Source organism: Streptomyces sp. NPDC101776 (assembly GCF_044766845.1).
GTDB lineage: Bacteria > Actinomycetota > Actinomycetes > Streptomycetales > Streptomycetaceae > Streptomyces.
The window spans coordinates 1-21,204 of sequence record NZ_JBIWMV010000006.1 but is presented as its reverse complement, the minus strand read 5'-3'; the positions used below and the strand labels follow the sequence as shown (position 1 = coordinate 21,204).

Annotated in this window: 22 protein-coding genes and 1 pseudogene; 13 read left to right on the top strand and 10 right to left on the bottom strand. The window is 69.7% G+C overall.

Annotated elements, in window-relative coordinates:
* Positions 1–191 precede the first annotated feature (191 nt).
* Complete coding sequence (locus ACIRRY_RS20710; RefSeq protein ID WP_403974667.1) at positions 192–602, bottom strand: winged helix-turn-helix transcriptional regulator; 411 nt, start codon at positions 600–602, stop codon at positions 192–194.
* Between the two features lie 252 nt (positions 603–854).
* Between ACIRRY_RS20710 and ACIRRY_RS20705 the strand changes: the two genes are divergently transcribed.
* The 6 genes and pseudogenes from ACIRRY_RS20705 to ACIRRY_RS20680 form a co-directional block, all read left to right on the top strand.
* A complete protein-coding gene (locus ACIRRY_RS20705) occupies positions 855–1,349 on the top strand; it encodes a MarR family winged helix-turn-helix transcriptional regulator (RefSeq protein ID WP_403974664.1) in 495 nt (164 codons plus the stop codon).
* 155 nt (positions 1,350–1,504) lie between these two features.
* Positions 1,505–2,113 (top strand): DsbA family protein, encoded by a 609-nt coding sequence (locus ACIRRY_RS20700; protein WP_403974661.1) that lies wholly within the window; start codon positions 1,505–1,507, stop codon positions 2,111–2,113.
* A 46-nt stretch (positions 2,114–2,159) separates the two neighbouring features.
* Entirely contained in the window at positions 2,160–2,969 is an 810-nt protein-coding gene (locus ACIRRY_RS20695) for an MBL fold metallo-hydrolase (protein ID WP_403974659.1), read from the top strand.
* 2 nt (positions 2,970–2,971) lie between these two features.
* Positions 2,972–3,382: a nuclear transport factor 2 family protein gene (locus ACIRRY_RS20690; protein WP_403974657.1), complete on the top strand. Its 411-nt coding sequence runs from the start codon at positions 2,972–2,974 to the stop codon at positions 3,380–3,382.
* A gap of 36 nt (positions 3,383–3,418) precedes the next feature.
* Entirely contained in the window at positions 3,419–3,799 is a 381-nt protein-coding gene (locus ACIRRY_RS20685) for a nuclear transport factor 2 family protein (RefSeq protein WP_403974654.1), read from the top strand.
* Between the two features lie 213 nt (positions 3,800–4,012).
* Positions 4,013–4,190: pseudogene (locus ACIRRY_RS20680) on the top strand (ABC transporter substrate-binding protein); the annotation flags it as partial.
* 17 nt (positions 4,191–4,207) lie between these two features.
* Here ACIRRY_RS20680 and ACIRRY_RS20675 read toward each other — a convergent pair.
* A complete protein-coding gene (locus ACIRRY_RS20675) occupies positions 4,208–5,500 on the bottom strand; it encodes a cellulase-like family protein (protein WP_403974652.1) in 1,293 nt (430 codons plus the stop codon).
* A 159-nt stretch (positions 5,501–5,659) separates the two neighbouring features.
* Here ACIRRY_RS20675 and ACIRRY_RS20670 point away from each other — a divergent pair, with 159 nt between their 5' ends.
* Positions 5,660–7,708, top strand: coding sequence for a glycoside hydrolase family 2 protein (locus tag ACIRRY_RS20670; RefSeq protein WP_403974649.1), 2,049 nt, complete (start codon positions 5,660–5,662; stop codon positions 7,706–7,708).
* A gap of 81 nt (positions 7,709–7,789) precedes the next feature.
* On the opposite strand, the gene ACIRRY_RS20665 is transcribed toward ACIRRY_RS20670, so the two are convergent.
* From ACIRRY_RS20665 to ACIRRY_RS20650, 4 genes are all read right to left on the bottom strand, one after another.
* Positions 7,790–9,862 (bottom strand): beta-galactosidase, encoded by a 2,073-nt coding sequence (locus ACIRRY_RS20665; RefSeq protein ID WP_403974647.1) that lies wholly within the window; start codon positions 9,860–9,862, stop codon positions 7,790–7,792.
* Between the two features lie 225 nt (positions 9,863–10,087).
* Positions 10,088–11,017, bottom strand: coding sequence for a carbohydrate ABC transporter permease (locus tag ACIRRY_RS20660; RefSeq protein WP_403974645.1), 930 nt, complete (start codon positions 11,015–11,017; stop codon positions 10,088–10,090).
* The gene (locus ACIRRY_RS20655) at positions 11,014–11,925 is read right to left on the bottom strand and encodes a carbohydrate ABC transporter permease (RefSeq protein ID WP_403974642.1); all 912 of its coding nucleotides are present in this window, start codon (positions 11,923–11,925) and stop codon (positions 11,014–11,016) included. The genes ACIRRY_RS20660 and ACIRRY_RS20655 overlap by 4 nt, the downstream gene beginning before the upstream one ends.
* Positions 11,926–11,989: 64 nt before the next feature.
* A complete protein-coding gene (locus tag ACIRRY_RS20650; protein ID WP_403974640.1) occupies positions 11,990–13,333 on the bottom strand; it encodes an ABC transporter substrate-binding protein in 1,344 nt (447 codons plus the stop codon).
* Between the two features lie 148 nt (positions 13,334–13,481).
* Between ACIRRY_RS20650 and ACIRRY_RS20645 the strand changes: the two genes are divergently transcribed.
* From ACIRRY_RS20645 to ACIRRY_RS20620, 6 genes are all read left to right on the top strand, one after another.
* Complete coding sequence (locus ACIRRY_RS20645) at positions 13,482–14,243, top strand: SDR family NAD(P)-dependent oxidoreductase (protein ID WP_403974637.1); 762 nt, start codon at positions 13,482–13,484, stop codon at positions 14,241–14,243.
* A gap of 67 nt (positions 14,244–14,310) precedes the next feature.
* On the top strand, positions 14,311–15,078 hold the full coding sequence (locus ACIRRY_RS20640; protein ID WP_403974635.1) for a FadR/GntR family transcriptional regulator: 768 nt from the start codon (positions 14,311–14,313) through the stop codon (positions 15,076–15,078).
* Positions 15,075–16,220: a galactonate dehydratase gene (dgoD, locus tag ACIRRY_RS20635; RefSeq protein ID WP_403974633.1), complete on the top strand. Its 1,146-nt coding sequence runs from the start codon at positions 15,075–15,077 to the stop codon at positions 16,218–16,220. Before ACIRRY_RS20640 ends, dgoD begins: the two co-directional genes overlap by 4 nt.
* Positions 16,221–16,266: 46 nt before the next feature.
* Entirely contained in the window at positions 16,267–16,887 is a 621-nt protein-coding gene (locus tag ACIRRY_RS20630; protein ID WP_403974631.1) for a bifunctional 4-hydroxy-2-oxoglutarate aldolase/2-dehydro-3-deoxy-phosphogluconate aldolase, read from the top strand.
* 53 nt (positions 16,888–16,940) lie between these two features.
* On the top strand, positions 16,941–17,861 hold the full coding sequence (locus ACIRRY_RS20625; protein ID WP_403975557.1) for a sugar kinase: 921 nt from the start codon (positions 16,941–16,943) through the stop codon (positions 17,859–17,861).
* Between the two features lie 15 nt (positions 17,862–17,876).
* Positions 17,877–18,770, top strand: a complete 894-nt coding sequence (locus ACIRRY_RS20620; RefSeq protein WP_403974628.1) for an SMP-30/gluconolactonase/LRE family protein — start codon at positions 17,877–17,879, stop codon at positions 18,768–18,770.
* Between the two features lie 42 nt (positions 18,771–18,812).
* On the opposite strand, the gene ACIRRY_RS20615 is transcribed toward ACIRRY_RS20620, so the two are convergent.
* The 4 genes from ACIRRY_RS20615 to ACIRRY_RS20600 all read right to left on the bottom strand — a co-directional run bounded on the left by ACIRRY_RS20615 (position 18,813) and on the right by ACIRRY_RS20600 (position 21,014).
* Positions 18,813–19,199, bottom strand: a complete 387-nt coding sequence (locus ACIRRY_RS20615; protein WP_403974626.1) for a winged helix-turn-helix transcriptional regulator — start codon at positions 19,197–19,199, stop codon at positions 18,813–18,815.
* Positions 19,196–19,375 carry a hypothetical protein gene (locus ACIRRY_RS20610; RefSeq protein ID WP_403974624.1) on the bottom strand — a complete coding sequence of 60 codons (180 nt, stop codon included), beginning with the start codon at positions 19,373–19,375 and terminating at the stop codon, positions 19,196–19,198. Before ACIRRY_RS20610 ends, ACIRRY_RS20615 begins: the two co-directional genes overlap by 4 nt.
* A gap of 62 nt (positions 19,376–19,437) precedes the next feature.
* Positions 19,438–20,115, bottom strand: a complete 678-nt coding sequence (locus ACIRRY_RS20605; protein WP_403974622.1) for an SDR family NAD(P)-dependent oxidoreductase — start codon at positions 20,113–20,115, stop codon at positions 19,438–19,440.
* 206 nt (positions 20,116–20,321) lie between these two features.
* Positions 20,322–21,014 (bottom strand): TetR/AcrR family transcriptional regulator, encoded by a 693-nt coding sequence (locus ACIRRY_RS20600; protein WP_403974619.1) that lies wholly within the window; start codon positions 21,012–21,014, stop codon positions 20,322–20,324.
* Positions 21,015–21,204 lie beyond the last annotated feature (190 nt).

Here is a 21,204-nt window from a genome sequence, read left to right as displayed (position 1 = left end):
GCAGGGCAACCGCCGACCGGCGGGGACTCCGGGCAGGCCATGCACCTCGGCCTGCCCGGAGTCCACATCCACGTCCGGGCTGTGGGCGCGAGGTCAGTGCCCCAGGGCCCGGCAGGCGAGGTCGAAACGAACAGAACGCCCCGGTGGCCGGGCGTCGTGTGGCGGCGCGCGCCGCCCGCCAGTCCCAGCGGTCAGGAACGCGCAGCCGCGTTCGCGGTGCCGGCCCGATGTTCCCGGATCTCGTCGTGGTGTTCGGCGGCCCAGGTGAGCAGGGACTTGAGGATGTCGTTGAGGCTGCGGCTGAGCGGGGTGAGGGCGTACTCCACGCGCGGCGGCACCTCCGCATAGGCGGTCCGCGTCAGCAGTCCGTCCTGCACGAGCTGGCGCAGGGTGAGGGTGAGCATGCGCTGGGAGATGCCGGGGACCTGGTGCTGCAGTTCGGTGTAGCGCAGCGGACCGGACTCCAGTACGGCGATCACCAGCACGCTCCACTTGTCACCGACACGTTCCAGCACCTGCCGGATGAAGTCCATCTGCTCGGCCGGGATGCCGGCACACGGCCCCCGGCCTGTGACGGAACCTGTCGTGGCCGTGACCTCCATGACGCACATTCCCCTCTGCCACAGACACGGATGTGCCTTTTGTGCGCGCTTCCGTACTGGTCCAGTATGGCGTTACGCACAAACAGTAGGAATTGAACCGCGTCATGCATATCACCTTGAACACCCGCAGGGACGCCGGGGGAAATGGGTGGGGCTGCTGTCGCTCGACCGGTCCGGTGGACTCGGGTGTCCTGCCTGTCCCCACGTGATCGGTACGGTGATACCGAGACGACAAGAGGGGGCGGCGCTGCCGTGGGTGAGGAAGCGGAGATCAGGACGGCGAAGGAGGCCGCCGACCACGAGCTCATCCTGGCGTTCGGGCGGCTGCAGGGGGCGGCGAACCGGCTGGAGTACATCCTCGGCCGGGCGCTGGAGGCGGAGTGCGGCATCAGCCATCTGGTCTTCGAGGTGCTGCTGATCCTCGGGCGCGCGGGCGAGCCGGGGCTTTCGATGCGGGCTATCGCCCAGGAGCAGGTGCTGACCACCGGCGGTGCCACCCGGGTGGTGGATCGCATGGAGGCGGCGGGCTTCGTGACGCGCGCGGACTCTCCCGACGACCGGCGCGGAAAGCTGGTTCGGCTGACGCCGCTGGGTGAGGAGACGGTCGTAGGCGCATCCCGGGTCCACCTGGAGAACATCAAGCGGTATCTCGTGGATCCCCTGCCCGCAGGGGATCGGAAGCGGTTCGCGGAGGATCTCCGGATCCTCAGCCACACGGCCCGGGATCTGCTGCCGCGCCTGCCCTGACCTGCGAAGTGGCGACATCGTTGGTGTAATGACGTTGTCACTCGTTCCCGTGTGCCCCACCTCACACGAACCTTGAAATATCTGACACGTCAGTTACTGTTCTGTCAGGTGAATCGCTCGCAATCGGCGGGCGCACATCCCTGCCGAGGTCTTCGATGAAGCTCGTCTACGTCTTCGACGCCTACTGCGGCTGGTCGCACGGGTTCTCCGGAACACTGAGCGAGGTCGCCGCCCGTCACCCCGAACTGCCGGTCGACGTCGTCTCCGGCGGCCTGTTCACCGGATCGCGGCGGGTACCCGTCCGCGAGTTCGGCTACGTCCAGGGCGCGAACGCCAAGATCGCCGAGCTGACCGGCGCCGAGTTCGGCGCAGCCTACGAGCAGCTGATCGCCGACGGCTCCTTCGTGATGGACTCCGAGGCCGCCGCCCGTGGCGTCGCCGCCCTGCGCCAGGCCGCCCCCGACCGCGCGGCGGAGCTGGCCGCCGCCCTGCAGGCCGCCTTCTACGTCGACGGACTCAGCCTGTCCGAGGCGGCCACCTACCGCACGGTCGCCCAAGCCGCCGGACTCGACGCGGATGCCGTCGTCGCCGCCTTCGAAGCACCCGACGCACAGACCGCGGCCCACGCCGACTTCCGCCGCGCGGTCCAGCTCGGCGTTACCGGGTTCCCCACTCTGCTGGCCGTCGACGGCGACTCCGTCACCGCGCTGGCCTACGGCCAAGCCACCGCCGACGAGGTCGACGCACGCTTCGCCGCCCACTGACCTTCCCCCGTCCCCACCCCATCCCTTGCGTACAGGAGCCACCCGCATGAGCATCCTCTCCTTCAAGGTCCTCGACCTGGACTTCCCGGCCGGCAGCAAGAACAAGACCGCCACCCTCGTCACCGGCGAGAACGACGCGCTGCTGGTCGACGCCGCCTTCACCCGCGCCGACGGCCACCGCCTCGCCGCCGAGATCCTCGACTCCGGCAAGAACCTCACCACCGTCTTCGTCAGCCACGCCGACCCCGACTTCTACTTCGGCGCCGAGGTGATCGCCGACGCCTTCCCCGACGCGGCCTTCGTGGCCACGCCGATCGTCATCGAGCACATCCAGCACTCCTACGAGGGCAAGCTCAAGGCCTGGGCGGCGCTCGGCCCGAACCTGCCCACCCGGCTGGTCGACCTCACCCCGCTGACCGGTGACGCCCTGACCCTGGAGGGCCACCGCTTCGAGCTCAAGGGCGGCCCGGACGCGCTGCCCGACCGCCACTACCTGTGGCAGGCCGAGCACCGCGCCCTCCTCGGCGGCGTCCTGCTCTTCCAGCAGGAGCACGTCTGGGTCGCCGACACCCCCACCCCGGGCGACCGTGCCGCGTGGATCGACCTGCTGGACGAAATGGCCGCCCTGGAGCCGGAGTTGGTCGTTCCGGGTCACCGTCTGCCCGGTACGGCGGCCGACGCCTCGGCCATCTCCGCCACCCGCGAGTACCTCCTCGCCTTCGAGGAGGAGCTCGGCAAGGCGGCCGACGGCGCGGCGCTGACCGAGGCGCTCGTGGCGCGGTACCCCGACAACGGCATGCTGATCGCCGCGCAGATCGGTGCGAAGGTCGCCAAGGGCGAGATGAAGTGGGGCTGACCATGGGCGACTTCGCGACCTCCACCGCCCCCGCCGACGTCGTACGACGTCAGTACCTCGCCTCCGCGGCAGGCGACCTGGAGGCACTTCGGGCCACCCTCGCTCCCGACGTGGAGTGGACGGAGATGGCCGGCTTCCCGCTTGCCGGTACGTACCGGACCCCTGACGGCGTCACCGCCGCTGTGATGGAGAAGCTCGGCCAGGACTGGGACGGCTGGACCGCCCACGACGACACCTACGTCGTCGACGGCGAGAACGTCGTCGTCCTCGCCCGCTACACGGCGGCCAACAAGGCGACCGGGAGGCCGATCGATGTCAGGGTGGCGCATCACTTCGTCGTGCGCGGTGGACTCATCGTCCGTTTCGAGCAGTTCGTCGACACGGCTCTTGTCCGCGACGCCATGACCGTTTAGGCGTACGGCCCAGCACCCAGAGAACAGGAGAAGCTCGTGTCCGCTGCCGACAACAAGGCACTCGTCATCGCGTTTTACGAGAGGGCGTTCAACGACTACCAGCCGGAACAGGCAGCTGCCGCGTATCTCGGCGAGAGCTATATCCAGCACAACCCGGAGGCGCAGGACAGCCGGCAGGCGTTCGTCGGCTACGTCCACTGGCTGCGTGGTCAGTTCCCCGACCTGCGCCTGGACATCAAGAGGGCGGTCGCCGAAGGGGACTTGGTCGTCACCCACAGCAACCTGCATCTCAAGCCCGGCGACCGTGGCATGGCCGTGGCGGACTTCTGGCGCCTGGTCGACGGAAAGATCGTGGAGCACTGGGACGTGATCCAGGAAGTGCCCGAGAAGAGCGCCAACGACAACACCATGTTCTGAGGTCCGCTCCGGCTCCGCGCGGGGATCTGTGCGCGCCACCCAGGTCGTGCGACCAGCCGTCACCTTGAGCCACCCGCCGTGCGCCGCGCCCCATGCCGCGGCGCACGGCGAACACGTGGGATTCTCCAGGCGAACGCCGTCCTGTCCCTGGTGTGGGGGCCCTACGGCTGTGCCCCGGCCACCGGGGAGCAGAAAGCCGCCACCAACGACTGATCGGTCCGCGTGGATGTCACCCTGCCCGCCGGTCTGAAGCCCGTCTGTCAGTACCCGAAAGGGAACTTCGGAGGATTCCCGCTCCATGGCCGACCGCGCCGCGATCGAGCGCTGGAAGCAGACCTTCGCTCTCTGCTTCGGCGAGGTCAGGGGAGACCCGTTGCCGGGCTCGCTCGGGCCGCCGCGGAATCGCGTTCAGCCTGTGGTGACACGGGCGTTGACCCGCCGCATCCAGTCCCGGTCGGTATGCCACATGGGGTGGTGCGGGGCCGCGTTGGAGGTGAGTACGACGCCCTGGAAGCCTGCGGCGAGGCAGCGGTCGACGACGTACTCCGCGATGTCCTTGCCGACGGCGTCCTCCTCGAAGCGGGTGAGGAGGGGGGTGTAGCCGACGACGCTCTCGCCGAGGACGGCGGGGATGCCGCGGTGGCGGGCGAACTCGGCGACGGCGTCGACCCAACCGGCCAGCGTGTCCCGCATGGCCTGTCGGTGCGCCGGATAGTTCTCGTAGAGCCACAAGTCCCAGCGGTCGGGGTCGACCCAGTCGTGGGCGTAGAACAGTTCGCGCGGGATTCCGGTGGCGGCCAGGCGCCAGGGTTCGTCCGGCTGGTAGTCGGCGAAGGCGGGTGCGTCGGGGCGCAGCATGGCGGCCAGTTCGGGGGTGGGCCAGGTGGCCGTCTCGGGCGCGGCTTCGGTGCCGTGGCCGAGTCCGACCGCCTCGTACAGGGCGCCGAGGACGCCGTAGACGTAGAAGTGGAAGTGCGCGATCTGGGCCTGCTCGGGCAGGTCGTCGAGTTCGTCGGGCCAGGGCTCGCCCAGGGAGTAGGTGACGGGGATGGCGGGGTGGCGGGCTTGCAGCAGCTTCACGGCGCGTTCGAGGGGGCCGCGCAGCCGGGCGTAGTGGCCGGGGGTGCCGTCGGCCGGTACGAGGGAGCAGTTGTCGACCTCGTTGTGGACTTCGACGTAGGCGACGTGGTCGGACAGCCCGCGCTCGGTGAGGAAGTCCAGCAGCCCGGCGAGCGATTCGGCCACCGCCTCGGCGCGGTCCGGGCCCGGAACTTCGGCCAGGGCGCGGTGCCAGGTGTCGGTGTCGGCGAAGCTGGGGGACTGCTGGTACTCCCACGAGGACACGATCACCTTGCAGTCGTGGCGCGCGGCTGCCTCGAAGAGTTCGACGAGTCGTCGGCGGCCGTCCAGCGGGTAGCCGCCGCGGACGTTGTACCAGCGGGTGCGCTGCCCGAACTGTTCGCCCAGGCCGCGGACTTGGATGGATTCCGGGGCGGGGACGCGTCCGGAGAACAGCAGGAAGGGCATGGCGCAGATCCGCACGGTGTTGAAGCCCCGCTCCACCGTCTCGGCGAAGGCGCGGTCGAGGTCGGCGAAGGGCTCACCGGGTCCGGCCTGCGTGTACCAGCTGAAGTCCCACAGCGTGATGGCGAGCCGGCCCGTGGTCTCGGGCGTGGTGGGTTGCTGCTGTGCGGTGGTCATGAGGTCACCCGTCGTTCGTGTGCGGTAGGACGCCGTCGGCCGCTCGGCGGCATCACGCTAGCTCAATTCATTATTTATGAATAATCCTTGACGAGGGTGGCGGGCTTGTCCAGGCTGTGGGGCGGACGAATACGTACGTGTCTCAAGGAGCCGCCCGTCATGACCGAATTCATCCAGCCGTCCCGGCGCACCGTCGTCACGGCACTCGGCGCCGCCGCCTTCGTCGCCCTGCCGGCCTGGCCGGCAGCCGCGCGAGCGGCAGACGGCGCGACCGGGGCCGTCGTGAACGGCCCGGTGCTCGACAGTCACCCGGCCACGGAGCCCTCCGGCACCCATGTGCGGGACATCGGCGGCACCAACGTCGTCTTCCAGTACGGCGCGGTGCTCCCGTCCTTCGACGGCTGGCGCACCCACGAGCCCACCCGCGACTACCTGTCCCTGGACAAGCGGTGGCGCTTCCGCTTCGATCCGGACGACCAGGGGCTCGGCGAGGGCTGGCAGTCCCCGCACCACGACGACACCACGTGGGGCCGCATCGACGTCCCGGCGGCCTGGGACCTGCTGGACACTCCCGGATTCGGTTCGGAGAGCGCCCCGTTCGCCAAGGGCACGGCGTTCAAGGACGGCTACGCCTGGTACCGCACCACCGTCGACGTGCCCGGGTCCTGGCGTGCCCGGCACGTCCGCATCGCCTTCCTGGCCGCCGGATACAGCGCCGAGGTCTGGGTCGACGGCACGCACCTCGGCAAGCACGAAGGCGCCAACTCGCCCTTCGCGCTGCCGGTTGCGGGGGCGCTCCGGCCGGGGACCCGCCAGACGATCGCCGTGCGGGTCTTCCGCCGGGCGAGCTACACCGACTACACCGCCTCGACTCCGCAGCCGGTGACCGACGACCACGAACTGCCGTACAAGCCCGTCGACTACTGGCCCTACGCGGGGCTGACCCGCTCGGCCTGGATCGAGGCGGTCCCGCAGGTCACCATCGCCAAACTGCTCGTGTCCGCCGCGAACGGGCGCCTTGAGGCGCATGCGGTCGTCGAGAACCACGGCGCCTCCGACTTCAACGGCCGATTCACCCTGGATCCCGGCCGGGGCAGTGGTGGCCGGCCCACCGTGGTCGCGGCCCGGATCGCGGCCCGCTCGGCGGGCGTCGTACGGGTCGTGCTCTCTGTGCCCGGCGCCCCGCGATGGAGTCCGGCCTCGCCGCACACGCTCACCGCCCGCGCCACGCTGACCGCCGGAAGACACTCGGGCGCGCGGGTGGACACGCTGTCCACCGTCTACGGCGTGCGTGAACTGACCGTCGGCGAAGCGCAGTTGAAGCTGAACGGCAAGCCCGTCTTCCTCAAGGGGCTCAACTGGCACGAGGAGACCGCCGCGCACGGCAGGGCGATGACACCGACCGAGTACGACCGCGAACTGGGCCACCTCACCACCCTGGGCGCCAACTTCATCCGCAACTGCGTCTACAACCGACACCCCTACGTCTACGACTGGGCGGACGCGCACGGCGTGTTGGTGATGGACGACATCGACACGATGTGGCTCAACACCGCCCAGGAGAAGCTCCAGACCGAGCGCTACGGCCTCGCCCGCGCCCTGGCCCTGACGATGGCGTGGAACCAGCACAACCACCCTTCGGTGATCCTCTGGGGGCTGCAGAACGAGTCGGAGATCGACGCCGACGGCGCCCCGGTCTACCGGGCCTGGCTCGCCGACCTGAAGGCGGCGGTGAAGGCGGTCGACCTGACCGCCCGTCCGGTGACCTGGGCCTCCAACACCAGCAACGACCCCGTCTTCGACCTCGCGGACGTGATCGGCTTCAACGAGTACTTCGGCTACTTCTACGGCAAGGACGCCGACCTCGGCACCACGCTGGACGCCGTGCACGCGAAGTACCCCGACAAGCCGATCCTGATCACCGAGAACGGCACCTGGTCGGAGGCCGGCACCCACGGCCCCGGCACCACGCAGGGCACCGAGGAATGGCAGGCGGCGAGCTTCAGCGCCCACTGGGCGCAGGTGACCGCACGCAGCGAGTTCGTCACCGGCTTCACCTACTGGGTCCTCAAGGACTACAAGGAGCGGGCCGGCTACAACCAGGCCTACAACGGCATCTCCGTCATGGGCCTGCTCACCTTCGCCGAGGAGCGGCCCAAGCTCGTCTACGAGGTGTTCCGCAAGGCGGTGAATCCCCGGGGCCGGTGACCTGGCGTGGTGCGGCGGAGGGGGGAGGGACGGTCCGTCTCTCCCCCCTCCGCTTCAGGACGCGCATCGCGGTGGTGAGCTTTACCTGTCTTCTTCTGTGGCTTGTTCGGTTGTCTGTGCCTCGATCAGGACGGCTACTCCGGCTCCCGGCAGCGTGACGCGGTCGGCGGGAGCCCCGCCCTGAGCCAGGGCGTCGGTCATCGGCTCGGGCAGTCTGATCTCCACCTCTGCCCGACCGTGGTTCAGCAGAAAGACGAACCGTCCGGCGTCGCCCTCGCGCACCGTCGCCTGCACGTGTTCCGGAAGATCGGGAAGAACGGGGCCGACGTACGCCGTACGGCAGACGTCGTCGATCAGTGCCCGCATGGCCTCCGGCGCGAGACGCGTCGCGACGTACCACGCGTGTCCCTCGCCGAAGGAGTGCCGGGTGACGGCCGGCTTCCCGGCCAGCGGCCCGGAGCCGAACTGGGCCACCGCCTGGGCTCCTTCGGGCAGGACGACCTCCGACCACAGGTCGGCGCGGCTGACCGACCCGTCGGGGTGGCGGATGTCGACGGTCTCTGTCTCCGCCAGCGGCCAGAACTCCTCGACGCGCAGGCCCAGTACGTCGCGCAGCGGGGCGGGGTACCCGCCCAGGTGTACGCGGTCGCAGTCGTCGACGATGCCGGAGAAGAACGACACCAGAAGGTGGCCGCCGCCGCGTACGAACTCGGTGAGACGTTCCGCGTCCCGTTCCTTCAGCAGGTACAGGTTGGGCGCGACGACGAGGCGGTAGCCGGAGAGGTCGCGGTCGGGGGGTACGACGTCGCAGGCGATGCCCGCCTCGAACAGCGGCCGGTAGTGGGCGAGCGCGATGTCCATCTGGCGCAGCGCGGTGGACGGGTGCGAGTCCAGCTCCAGGGCCCACCAGCTGTTCCAGTCCAGGACCAGGGCGACCTCGGCGGTGGAGCGGGTGCCGGCGATCTGCGGCACGGAGGCCAACTCCCGCCCCAGCTGGCGCACTTCGCGGAAGGTCCGGGTGTCGGTGCCGCCGTGCGGGACCATTGCCGAGTGGTACTTCTCGGCGCCGCCCCGGGACTGGCGCCACTGGAAGTACAGCACCGCGTCCGCACCCTGGGCGACCGCCTGCCAGCTCCACAGCCGCATCCGCCCCGGCGGCTTGGGGCTGTTGCGCTCACGCCAGTTGACCGCGCTGGGCGCCTGCTCCATCAGCATCCACGGCTGACCGGCGCGGGCGGAGCGGGTGACGTCGAAGATGAACCCCGCGGACACGTATGTGTCCTCCTCGTGCGGGTCCTGGTAGACGTCGACCGAGACGACGTCCTCCTCGGCGGCCCACCGGAAGGCGTCGACGGGCTTGTGCACGCCGATGAAGTTCGTGGTGACCGGGACGTCCGGGGTGATCCGCCGCAGCACCTCCCCCTCCACCAGGTAGCACTGCAGCAGCGCGTCGTCGGAGAACCGGGCGAAGTCCAGTTGCTGGGCGGGGTTCGGGAAGGTCGGTGCGAGCCGCGGCGGAAGCACCTCGTCGAAGCTGTCGTAGTGCTGCGCCCAGAAGGCCGTCGACCAGGCGTCGTTGAGGGACTCGACATCGCCGTACCGCTCGGACAGCCAGCGCCGGAAGTCGGCGGCCGACTCGTCGCACCAGCACTGCGGGGTGTGGCAGCCGTACTCGTTGCCGATGTGCCACATCTCCAGCGCGGGATGGCCGGCGTACCGGGTGGCAAGCCGCTCCACCAGGCGGACGGCGTGCTCGCGGTACACGGTGCTGGAGGGGCAGTAGTGCTGGCGTCCGCCGGGCCACAGCCGTCGGCCGTCGGCCGTCTCGGGGAGGATCTCCGGGTGCAATCGGGACAGCCACGGTGGCGGGGACGCCGTCATGGTGGCCAGGCATACGGCTACGCCGCCCCCGGCCAGGTTGTCCATGACCCGGTCGAACCAGTCGAAGTCGTACTCTCCGGGCCTCGGCTCCACCTTGGCCCAGGAGAAGATCCCGGCCGTGACCATGGAGACGCCGGCCTCCTTCATCAGCGCGACGTCCTCGGCCCACACCTCTTCGGGCCACTGCTCGGGGTTGTAGTCGCCGCCGAAGGCGATCCCGGACGGGCGCAGATGACGCCGACTGTCGAGCGGTACGGAAAGTGCCTGTTTCATGCTGGTCAGTCTTGAATCGGCATCGCTACGCCGTCAAGATATATTCATAATTAATTCAAAAAACTGGAGGGTGTGGGCATCAGAGGGCAGACGACTGGACCCAACGGACGGTGACCGGCGTGGCCGCCGCACACGCCGTCTACATGGCGGCCACGCGAACGGGCCGAGGAGCTGTGCCACGACGACCAGGACGCCGACATCCTGCGTCGCCGTGCCGTAACCGGGTCAGCCCTTCACGCTGCCCTCGGTCAGGCCGCTGCGCCAGAAGCGCTGGAGGGCGACCATGGCGATCATCAGGGGGACGACGGAGACGAAGGCACCTCCGACGGTCAGTTGGTAGAGCTGTGGTTGGCGGTCGGCGAAGGACTGCCACGACGTCAGACCGAGGGTGATGGGGTACAGCTTGGAGTCGGAGAGCATGACCAGCGGCAGGAAGTAGTTGTTCCAGATGCCGACGAACTGGAAGAGGAAGATCGTCACCAGGGCGGGGGTCATGATGCGCAGCGCGACGGTCGTGAAGATGCGGATCTCTCCCGCGCCGTCGATGCGGGCCGCCTCAAGCAGCTCGTCCGGTATGGATGCCGCGGCGTAGATCCGGCACAGGTACACGCCGAAGGGGCTGACGAAGCTCGGCAGCAGCACGGCCCAGTAGGTGTTGGCCAGGCCAGCCTTGCTGAACAGCAGGTACATGGGCAGCGCCAGCGCCGTGGCGGGGATCAGGACGCCACCCAGCACGATGTTGAAGATCGTGTCGCGGCCGGTGAAGGAGAACTTGGCCAGCGCGTAGCCGGACATCGCGGCCAGCAGCGTCGCCACGCCTGCGCCGACCCCCGCGTACAGCAGGCTGTTGGCGGCCCAGCGCAGGTAGATCGCGTGGTCGTAGGTGACCACCTGGTGCAGGTTGCTCAGGAACCGGGGATGGGAGAACCACAGCCCGAAGCTGCCGAACAGGTCGCCGGTGGACTTGGTGGACGCCACTGCCAGCCAGTACACCGGGAGCAGGAAGTAGCCGGCGGCTGCCACGAGCAGGCCGGTGACCAGGATGCGGCTGCGTGTGGTGACCCCGGTGATGCCGCCGTGCGGCGTCGTGCCCTCGTCGGAGGCCGGCGTCTCTTCCTGCGGAGGGACGGTGTGGGCCGGTGTCTGGAGACTCACGCGTCCCCACCTTTCTTGTTGATCAGCCGCAGGAAACCGAAGGAGAGCACGAACGCGGCGAGGGCGAGCAGCACCGCCTCGGCGGCGGCGAGGTGGTAGTTGTCGTTGGTGAACGCCTCGTTGTAGGCGCTGAGGTTGGGGGTGTAGGCGCTGTCGATACTCGACGAGACGGGCTTGAGCACCAGTGGTTCCGCGAACAGTTGCAGCGTGCCGATGATGGTGAAGACCGTGGTGAGGATCAACGCCGGGCGCAGCAGCGGCAGTTTGACGTGTCGGACCGTCATCCACGCGCTGGCGCCGTCGATGCGGGCTGCCTCGTACAACTCGGAGGGGATGGTCCGCAACTGGGCGACGAGAACCAGGACGTTGTAGCCGGCGAACTCCCAGGTGACGATGTTCGCGATGGACCACAGAACTGTGTTTCCGCCCAAGAGGTCGACCGATATGCCCAGATGGCGCATGCCGTCCACGAGAGGGCTGACTCCCGGAACGTACAAGAAGCCCCACAGGATGGACGCGATGACCCCCGGAACGCCGTAGGGCAGGAAGAAGGCGGCGCGGAAGAACCGCACGCCTCTGGCCGAGGCGCTGTCCAGCAGCAGCGCGAGCCCGGCGGACAACGCGACCATCACCGGCACCTGGACGGCCGCGAACAGCAGTACGCGGCCGATGCTGCGCAGGAAGGCGTGGTCGGACAAGGCGTCGGAGTAGTTGCGCAGGGCTACGAAGATGGTATGGCTGCCGCCGAGCCCCAGCGGTCCGGTGTGCTCGACATCCATGACGCTCTGGTAGACGGCGTAGCCGATGGGGACGGCGAAGGTCAGGAGGAACAGCAGGAGGAACGGCGCGACGAAGAGGACGGGCGCCAGGTTTCTGCGGCGGCGGGGTGCGCGGGTGCGGGTGGGCATCTGGGTGCTTTCTGGAGTCCGGAGGGGAGAACGGCGGCGGCCGTGTCGCGCCCTCCGGAGGTGGTCACTGGCCGGTGGAAACCTTCAGACCCTTCCGCTTCAGGTCCTCGACGGTCTGCTTCTGTGCCTGCTGGACCGCGGAGACGAACGTGCCCTTGCCGGCCAGGGCGGCCTGGAAGCCGTCGTTGAGGTGCTGGTACGTGGCGTCGATCGTCGGTATCCACTTCCACGAGGTGTCGATGCTCTTGTCCGCCTGCGCGAAGACCTCGTTGTACTTCTGGTCTCCGAAGAACTTCGACGGCTTGTCCAGCGAGGAGCCCTTGTACCCGTCGGCCGCCGCGGGCCAGCCGTATCCGCCCTGCAGCAGCAGGTCGACGCTCTTGGGGTCGGTGTTGAGCCACTCGGCGAACTTCAGGGCCTCGGGGATGTGCTTGGCGCCCTTGAGGACGGCCGTGGAGGATCCGCCCCAGTTCGCGGAAACGTTCGCGCCCTTCGTCCACTGCGGCATGGGTGCGACCGCCCATTTGCCCGTGGTCTGAGGAGCGTTACCGCTGATGATGGCGTCGCCCCACTGGGCACTGACCCACGAGGTGATGGCACCGGTCTGCAGGTCCTTGTACCAGCCGTTGGCGAAGTCGGGTTCGGTCTTGATCACCTTCTGGCTCCGCAGTTTGTCCCAGAAGGCGGCGACCTTGAGGGTCTGCGGGGAGTTGATGTTCACCGACCAGGTGTCGCCGTTGACGCCGAACCACTTGGCGCCGGCCTGCCATGCGAGTGCGGTGAACCAGGCGGAGTTGCCGGCGGGGAAGGTGCTGATGTAGGCCTTCGGGTCGGCGTCGTGGATCTTCTGCGCGGCCTGGGCGAACTCGTCCCAGGTGGTGGGCGGCGTGATGCCCCACTTCTTGAACAGGTCGGAGCGGTAGAACAGGCCCATCGGGCCGGACGCCTGGGGGATCGCGTAGACGGCCGAGCCGAAGACTCCCTGCTGCCACTGCCAGTCCGTGAACTTCGACCGGTCCTTGTCCGCGCCGTACTTGGACAGGTTCACCAGGCCGTTCTCCAGCAGGAACGAGGGGATCTCCTGGTACTCCACCTGCGCCAGGTCGGGCGCGTTGCCGCTCTTGAGGGCGGCGCGCATCTTGGCGTAGCCGCCGCTGCTGCCCGCCGGGATCTTCTCCAGTTTGACGTGGATGTCCGGGTGGGTGGCGTTCCACTGGTCGACTGCCTTGTCGACGCCGGGAACCCACGACCAGAAGCGCAGGTCGACCTTCTGGCCGGGCTTGGCGGGTGCCTGTGCCTTGTCCTGCGAACCGCTCGAACCGCCGCAGGCGGAGATGAGCAGAGAGGCGGCGGCAAGGGTCACTGCGAGTGCGCCCCGGCTTCTGTGGCGGGGAGTGGTGCGGCTCATGGGAGGGGGACCTTCCTGGCTTCGTACTGAAAGTGCCTGTTGTGCCGGTCAGTTTCGGAGTGGCACAGCCATGCCGTCAAGATATATTCATAATTAATTGAAACAGCTATGGTGAGCGCGTAGGCAAGAACGAGGGGAGACGCACGCGATGACGGAGTGCCGCAGGATGGCGGGGCGGGTGGCGGTGATCACCGGCGCCGCACACGGAATCGGCGCCGCCACGGCCCGAAGGCTGGCGGACGAGGGCGCGAGCGTCGTGGTCACGGACGTGGACGACACGGCGGGCAAGGCGCTCGCCGCGGGTATCGCGGAGAGCGGAGGACGCGCGGAGTACGTACGGTGCGACGTGACCTCGGCCGCCGACTGGGAGAACCTGGCCCGCCACGTCGACGAGCACCATGGGCGCCTGGACGTGCTGCACAGCAACGCCTTCGCCCAACTCAACAAGCCCGCCCACGAGTTGAGCGAGGACGAGTGGGACGGTCAGATGGCCGTGCTGCTCAAGCCGGCCTGGCGCGGGATGAAGACCTTCGCGGCCATGCTGCGCGAGGCGTCGGGGTCCGTCGTCCTCACCTCCTCGGTGCACGCGGTCATCGGCATCCCCGGCCATGCCGCCTACGCCGCCGCGAAGGGCGCGCTGTGCTCGCTGGGGCGGCAGTTGGCCGTCGAGTACGGACCGGACATCCGGGTCAACACGGTGCTGCCCGGACCCATCCTCACCGCCGCGTGGGAGGGCATCCCGGAGTCCGAGCGGGCGCGCAGCGTGGCGGCCACGGCGGCCAAGCGCTTCGGGCAGCCGGAGGAGGTGGCCGCCGCGGTCGCCTTCCTGGCATCGGCGGACGCCTCCTACGTGACCGGAGCCAGCCTCGTGGTCGACGGAGGATGGAGCGTCATGAAGGAGTCCTCGTGAGCGTCGCGCACCGCGCGGTACGTCGTACGAGGCCTTCGCGAACAGCACCGAGAGGAAACCGGACAACGTGGTGAGCAAACCCGGCAGGGGGCTGCACGGCCAAGCGGTGGAGGAACTGGGCCTGCGCATCATCCGCGGCGACTACCCCCCGGGCTCCGTGGTGGACCCGGCCAAGTTCGAGACCGAACTCGGCGTCAGCAAGACCGTCGTACGGGAAGCGCTGCGCGTGCTGGCGGCCAAGGGCCTGCTCGAATCACGGCAGAAACGCGGGACGACCATCCGGCCCCGCGCCGACTGGAACCTGCTCGACAGCGACCTGCTGCGCTGGCAGGGCAGCAGCGCTCCCACCGACGGCTTTTTTGGGGATCTCGCCGAGGTCCGCGCGATCGTCGAGCCCGCCGGAGCCCGGCTCGCCGCGACCCGCCGTACCCCGTCCGACCTGGACGCGCTACGCCACGCGCTCGACGCGATGGCGGCGGCGGGCACGGACGCGGACGCGATGGTGGAGGCGGACCTGGCCTTCCACCGCGCCCTGCTGGACGCCGCGCACAACGAACTCCTCAGCCGCATGGAGGTCGTCATCGAGGCCGGTCTGCGCGTGCGCGACCGGATCGTGCACGGTGCCCGGCACTTCGCCGACTCCATCCCCGTGCACCGGAAACTGCTCGACGCCGTCGAAGCCGGCGACCCGGACGCCGCCGTGGCCGCCGTCGCCTCACTCCTGGCGCAGGCCTCCGACGACCTGGAGGCCGCACAGGCACGGGAGAGCCGAAAAGACAGGAAAAAGCGCGCCGCCGACGTCGCGACCGACACGCCGCCGAAGGAAACTCCTTGAAAATAACCGGACTTGAGACCTTCCTGGTGGCCCCGCGCTGGCTGTTCCTGCGCGTCGCCACCGACGAGGGCGTCACCGGCTGGGGCGAGCCGCTCATCGAGGGCCGCGCCGAAACCGTCCGCGCGGCGGTCCACGAACTGGCCGACTACCTCGTAGGCCAGGATCCGTTGCGCATCGAGGACCACTGGCAGGTACTCACCAAGGGTGGCTTCTACCGGGGCGGCCCCATCCTCTCCAGCGCCGTCGCCGGCATCGACCAGGCCCTGTGGGACATCGCCGGCAAGACCTACGGCGTCCCCGTGCACCGCCTCCTCGGCGGCCCCGTCCGCGACCGCGTCCGGATGTACGCCTGGATCGGCGGGGACCGCCCCAGCGAGGTCGCGGAGCTGGCCGAGGAACAGATCCAGGCGGGTTTCACCGCCGTGAAGATGAACGGGTCGGCCGAACTCTCCCCGATCGACACGCCGGCCCGCACCGCCGAGGTCGTCGAACGCGTCGCGGCCGTCCGCGAAGTGCTGGGCGACGAGCGGGACATCGCCGTCGACTTCCACGGCCGCGCCTCCACCGCCATGTCACGCCGCCTGCTGCCCCAACTGGAGCCGCTGCACCCGCTGTTCGTCGAAGAACCCGTCTCACCGGAATACTCCGGCCACCTGCGCAGCCTGGTCGAGTCCACGAGCATCCCCATCGCGACCGGCGAACGCCTCTACTCCCGCTGGGACTTCCGCGAGGTCATGACCAGTGGCATCGCCGTAGCCCAGCCCGACCTCTCGCACGCCGGAGGAATCTCCGAGGTCCGCCGCATCGCGGCCATGGCCGAGACGTACGACGTCGCCCTGGCCCCCCACTGCCCCCTCGGCCCGATCGCCCTGGCCGCCAGCCTCCAGATCGCCTTCGCCGTACCGAACTTCCTCATCCAGGAACAGAGCATGGGCATCCACTACAACCAGCAGTGCGACCTGCTGGACTACGTCATCGACCCCGAACCCTTCCGGTTCCAGGGTGGATACGCCGTCGCCTCCACGCGCCCGGGGCTCGGCGTCGAGATCGACGAGAAGGCGGTACGTCGCGCCGCCGAGACCGGACACCGCTGGCGCAATCCCGTATGGCGCGGCCCCGACGGGGCGTTCACCGCATGGTGAGCACCGTCAGGCCCTCGCACCCCACGCCCAAGGAGAACTTGCTCCCATGAATTTGGTGGAATCGCTTCGAGCCCACCGCCTGTTGGCGATCGTGCGCGGCAAGGATCCCGCCGCGGCCCTGCGCACCGTACTCACCCTCGTCGAGGAGGGCATCGCGGCCGTCGAGGTCTCACTGACCACCGCCGACGCGCTGACCGTGATCAGGCAGGCGCGCACCGAACTGGGCCCCGACGCGCTGCTCGGCGCCGGAACCGTACGGTCGGCCGCGGACGCCGCACGTGCCGTCGACGCCGGCGCGTCCTACCTCGTCACCCCGGCGCTGGTCGCCGGACTGGAGCCCTACGGCATACCCGTGCTGATGGGAGCCCTGACACCGAGCGAGATCGAACTCGCCCTCGCGCGGGGCGCCGCCGCGATCAAACTCTTCCCCGGCACGCTCGGCGGACCCGGCTATCTGCGGGCCCTGCGCGCCCCGTTCCCCGACGTGCCGTTCGTCCCCGTCGGCGGAGTGGACGCACAGGCCGCCCGCGACTACCTGGACCGGGGCGCTCTCGCCGTCGGTGTCGGCTCACCCCTCGTCGGGGACGCGGCCGACGGCGGCGATCTGGACCAACTCCGCACCCGCGCCGCCGAGTTCCGCAAGGTCACCGCAGGGGAGACACCGTGACGACGACACCGGAACACCAGGCCCCGCCCGAAGTGGTGACCTTCGGTGAGACGATGGCGGCGCTCCGGGCTCAGGGCGCCCTGCGGCTCGGCGGCAACCTCGGCCTGTCCGTCGCGGGCGCCGAGTCCAACGTCGCCATCGGTCTCGCCCGGCTCGGGCACCGGGTGCGCTGGGTGGGCCGGGTCGGCGCGGACGAACTCGGCGCGCTGGTCCTGCGCACCCTGCGCGCCGAGGGCGTCGACACCGACCACGCGGTCACCGACGTCACCGGCCGCCCTACGGGACTGCTGCTGACCGAACCCCGCCTGGGCACACTCACGCGCGTCAACTACTACCGCGCCGGTTCCGCGGGTTCGGCCCTCTCACCGGCCGACGTACTGCCCGCGCTGGCCTCGGGACCCCGCATCCTGCATCTGACCGGCATCACACCGGCGCTCAGCACATCGGCGGCCGAGACCGCCCTGGCCGCCGCCACGGCCGCCCGAGACGCGGGCACCACGGTATGCCTCGACGTCAACTACCGCTCCCGGCTGTGGACTTCGGACCGCGCCCGCACAGCGCTCCGGCCGCTGCTGGCGCGCACCGACCTGCTCATCGCCTCCGAGGACGAGTTGCCGCTGATGCTGGAACATCCCGGCGCCGGTGAAGCCGAGGCCGTGCGCGGCATCCTGGCCGCGGGCGTGACCGAGGTGGTCATCAAACGCGGCGCACGTGGCGCGACCGCCTTCACCGCCGACGGGGCGACCGACTGCCCGGCGCGCGAGGTCGGCGCGGTCGACCTGGTCGGCGCGGGCGACGCCTTCGTGGCCGGGTACCTGTCCGGACACCTCCACGGCGTGGACATCCCCGCCCGTCTGCACCGGGCCGTCACCACCGCGGCCTTCGCCGTCGCCACCCGGGGCGACTGGGAGGGCCTTCCCACCCGGGACGAACTCGGCCTGTTCGACCAGCCCGAGGGCACAACCATCCGCTGACCCGGAGGACCGATCATGACATCCACGGCAGTACCGGCGGCGGTCGTCGTAGAGGGAGCGTACGAACTCGCGGAGGGCGGTCGCTGGGTCGACGGCCGGTACGTGTACGTCGACATCCTCAGCGGCCGGCTCTTCGAACTGCGCGACGGCACCGGGCCGGCGGCTCCACGCCAACTGGCCCGACTCGACGTGCCGTTGGGCGCTGTCGCACCGGTGAGCGGCCGGCCGGGCGCATGGATCGCCGCCGCGGGCACCGGCATCGCGCTGCTCACCCCCGACGGCACCCTCGAATGGCTGGACCGCCCCGAGGACCGCACCCCGGTCCCCAGCCGGATGAACGACGGCGTCGCCGACCCAGCCGGCCGCTTCTGGGCGGGCAGCATGGCCTACGACGGCACCCACGGCGCGGGCTCGCTCTACCGGACGGACCCCGACGGCACGGTCGTACGCGTCCTCGACGGCCTGACCATCGCCAACGGCCCGGCGTTCACCGCCGACGGCACGGTCCTGTACTTCGCCGACACGGCCGTCGGCACCATCCTCCGCTGCCGGGTCGACCCCGTCTCCGGCGGCCTCGTCGGCGGCCCGGAGGTCTTCGCCCGACTCGGCGACGGCGAAGGCGGCCCGGACGGAATGACCGTCGACGTCGAGGGCTGCCTGTGGGTCGCGATCTGGGGTGCGGGCGGGGTCCGCCGGTACCACCCCGACGGTCACCTGCTCCACACCGTGACCGTCCCGGCCCCGCACCCCACGTCGGTGTGCCTGCATCCCAGCGACAACCGTCTCTTCGTCACCACGGCCCGGTACGGGGTGGAGAACCCGACCGAGACCTCCGGCGCGGTGCTCGGCTTCCCCGTGTCGGTCAGGGGGACGGCGGCCTGCTCCTGGCGGGGCACCGTCAGCGCTTGACCGCTCCGGTGAGCACACCGGTCCTGAAGTGTACGGACGGCCTCAGTGGTCGGCCGGTCCTCCCGTCTCCGGCAGATGGGTCTGCGCCCATTGCGCGAGCCCCGTGAACGCGGGCTTCAGCGCCGTGCCCGCCTCCGTCAGCCGGTAGGACACTCGCGACGGCGGCCCTTCGTCCACCTCACGCACGATCAGTCCCGCGGTGGCGAGCTCGGTGAGGCGGTTGGAGAGCATGCGCTCGCTGATCCCGGGGATCGCCCGGCGCAGGTCGGCGAAGTACGCCGGCCCCGCAGTGAGCACGGACACGATCGGGCCGGTCCAGCGCTTTCCGAACAGTTGGAAGAAGAGCGTGACGCCGGCGTCGGCCTCTGTGCGGGTCCCCGGGTTGTGACGGTCCGCGTCGGGCGGGGCCGAGTGCGTCAGCCGCCTCATACGCCGAGGCCGCGGCGTGGCGCGGCGAGTACGCGTTTGCTTGCCGCGGATCCAGGGATGAGGCCTCCGTGCAGGACGCCGGGGTAGAGGGCGAGTTCGGTGGGGATGTCGGTGAACGGCCCGCTCGGGAGCGTCGTAAGCCGCGGTGTGATCACAGAGTCGTCCGCGTAGGTCATGGCTCCTCCTCGGCGGCCAGATGCGGGAAAGCTCGGGGGACTATCGATCGGCTGGCGCGGCGTCAGCCCCTGAGGATGCGCTCGGCCTCGTCGCGGTGAGTGGTGTGGAGGTCCCAGTAGGCGGGCGCGATCCGATCGGCCGTCACCCGCGCCTGTCCGTAGAAGGTGGGTGTGCCGATCGTCGCGTCGATGCCGACGTGGGCGGCCTGTATGCCGGCTTCGGCCAGTTCCTTGTGGAGGTTGATCGTCCAGTTGCGCAGAGCCGCGGCAGCAGTGTTGACGTCGGCGGTGGGCGGCTGAGGGGTGACGGAGCGAGCGCCGGTGGTGAACAGCAGAGTGCCGGCACGGACCTCGCGCATGGCCGGCAGTACGGCCCGGGTGGCGGTGATGGCTCCGTAGAGCTGGAACTCAAGCTCATGCTGCACGTGGGAGGGGTCCGTGTCGGCCGGGGTGGTCAGGGCGGTGGAGTCGAGATCGTCCAGCGGGGAGTACTCCAGGACGTCGATCCCCCCGAAACGTGTGGCGGCGTTCTTGAGGGCCTGGGTGAGCGCGTCGCGGTCGAGGACGTCCGCGGGGAAGGCGGCGGCGGTGATGCCCTCGGCGGTGAGCCTGCCGACGAGGTCGTCGAGCTTGTCGCGGTTGCGGGATATCAGGGCGACGTTCAGGCCCTGGGCGCCGAAGGTGCGGGCGATGGCCAGACCCAGCTGGGGGCCGGCTCCGATGATGGCGATGCTGGTCACAGCGATCCTTTTCGGATAGACCTATCCATTCCGTGATCCGGATAGGCCGCTCCGATTCACCTGGTCAGCCTAGCAGGAATTTGGATAGGCCTATCCGATTGCCGGGCCGGCCGGTATGTCCTGGAGGCTGGGCCATCACCCGCGCCTCTCTCCGGTCATGGGCGTCTCTGCACCCAGGGCGCCATCGCGCCCAGGTTGTCGCCGCCCTAGACGGCGCCCGGGCCTGTGCGTGAGAGGCGGACCATGGCGCGGTAGAGAGCGGTGGGCCTTGGGGCTTCGGGTACCGCGGGGATCGGCGCGCCGGGTGTGGCGTAGGAGCGGAGCATGTGGCCGACGAGGCGCCGCCAGGCGTCGGGGGCGTCATCGCCGGCGGCGGCGATGACGCCGGCGTTGGCCATGAGCAGGATGACCAGGTCCTGGTGGGTGAAGTCGTCGCGCAGGTGTCCGCTGTTCTTGGCGCGGGCGATGAGTTCGAGGAACCCGTTGTGCGACTCGGCGCGGCGGGCTTCCAGTGCTTTGGCGGCGGGGAACGTCATGGTCAGGACGTCGGCGAAGCCGCGGTCGGCGGCCTGCATGGCGCAGACGGCGTGGAGGTAGCCGGTGAAGCCGTGCCAGGGATCGGGGTCGGCCAGGGCCTCGGTGACGGCGTCGGCGTAGGCGTCCATGCGGTCGGCGAAGACCGCGTTGACGAGTTCCTCCCGGGTCGCGAAGCGCCGGCCGAGCGTGGCTTTGCCGACGCCTGCCTCGCGGGCGACCGAGGTCATGGAGACGCCGAGCCCTTCGGTGGCGTAGAGGCGGCGGGCGGCGGCCAGGATGCGGCAGCGGTTGCGTTCGGCGTCGACGCGCAGTCCCATGCCGGGCTGCGGGCCCGGCGTCTGGCCGGAAGGCGGGGAGGTCATACCTCCATTCTACCTAAGTGGAACGGGCGGACCGGTTCTGCTGTACGGTGGGCCGCAATGGAAGTGGGCCATGCGGTCCACTTAGGCGAAGGGCATTGGTGTGTCCAGAAGGTGAATGTGCGGTTCTGATGTAGAAGACGGAAACGAACAGTCGCCATGCTGTTGTGGAGATGAAGGTAGGTCCTTCGAC

Bases quoted from the DNA above. Each gene is read 5' to 3' on its own strand.
- ACIRRY_RS20710 (WP_403974667.1), bottom strand. From the start codon at position 602: ATGGAGGTCACGGCCACGACAGGTTCCGTCACAGGCCGGGGGCCGTGT.
- ACIRRY_RS20700 (WP_403974661.1), top strand. From the start codon at position 1,505: ATGAAGCTCGTCTACGTCTTCGACGCCTACTGCGGCTGGTCGCACGGG.
- ACIRRY_RS20695 (WP_403974659.1), top strand. From the start codon at position 2,160: ATGAGCATCCTCTCCTTCAAGGTCCTCGACCTGGACTTCCCGGCCGGC.
- ACIRRY_RS20690 (WP_403974657.1), top strand. From the start codon at position 2,972: ATGGGCGACTTCGCGACCTCCACCGCCCCCGCCGACGTCGTACGACGT.
- ACIRRY_RS20675 (WP_403974652.1), bottom strand. From the start codon at position 5,500: ATGACCACCGCACAGCAGCAACCCACCACGCCCGAGACCACGGGCCGG.
- ACIRRY_RS20670 (WP_403974649.1), top strand. From the start codon at position 5,660: ATGACCGAATTCATCCAGCCGTCCCGGCGCACCGTCGTCACGGCACTC.
- ACIRRY_RS20665 (WP_403974647.1), bottom strand. From the start codon at position 9,862: ATGAAACAGGCACTTTCCGTACCGCTCGACAGTCGGCGTCATCTGCGC.
- ACIRRY_RS20655 (WP_403974642.1), bottom strand. From the start codon at position 11,925: ATGCCCACCCGCACCCGCGCACCCCGCCGCCGCAGAAACCTGGCGCCC.
- ACIRRY_RS20650 (WP_403974640.1), bottom strand. From the start codon at position 13,333: ATGAGCCGCACCACTCCCCGCCACAGAAGCCGGGGCGCACTCGCAGTG.
- ACIRRY_RS20645 (WP_403974637.1), top strand. From the start codon at position 13,482: ATGACGGAGTGCCGCAGGATGGCGGGGCGGGTGGCGGTGATCACCGGC.
- ACIRRY_RS20630 (WP_403974631.1), top strand. From the start codon at position 16,267: ATGAATTTGGTGGAATCGCTTCGAGCCCACCGCCTGTTGGCGATCGTG.
- ACIRRY_RS20625 (WP_403975557.1), top strand. From the start codon at position 16,941: ATGGCGGCGCTCCGGGCTCAGGGCGCCCTGCGGCTCGGCGGCAACCTC.
- ACIRRY_RS20620 (WP_403974628.1), top strand. From the start codon at position 17,877: ATGACATCCACGGCAGTACCGGCGGCGGTCGTCGTAGAGGGAGCGTAC.
- ACIRRY_RS20615 (WP_403974626.1), bottom strand. From the start codon at position 19,199: ATGAGGCGGCTGACGCACTCGGCCCCGCCCGACGCGGACCGTCACAAC.
- ACIRRY_RS20610 (WP_403974624.1), bottom strand. From the start codon at position 19,375: ATGACCTACGCGGACGACTCTGTGATCACACCGCGGCTTACGACGCTC.
- ACIRRY_RS20600 (WP_403974619.1), bottom strand. From the start codon at position 21,014: ATGACCTCCCCGCCTTCCGGCCAGACGCCGGGCCCGCAGCCCGGCATG.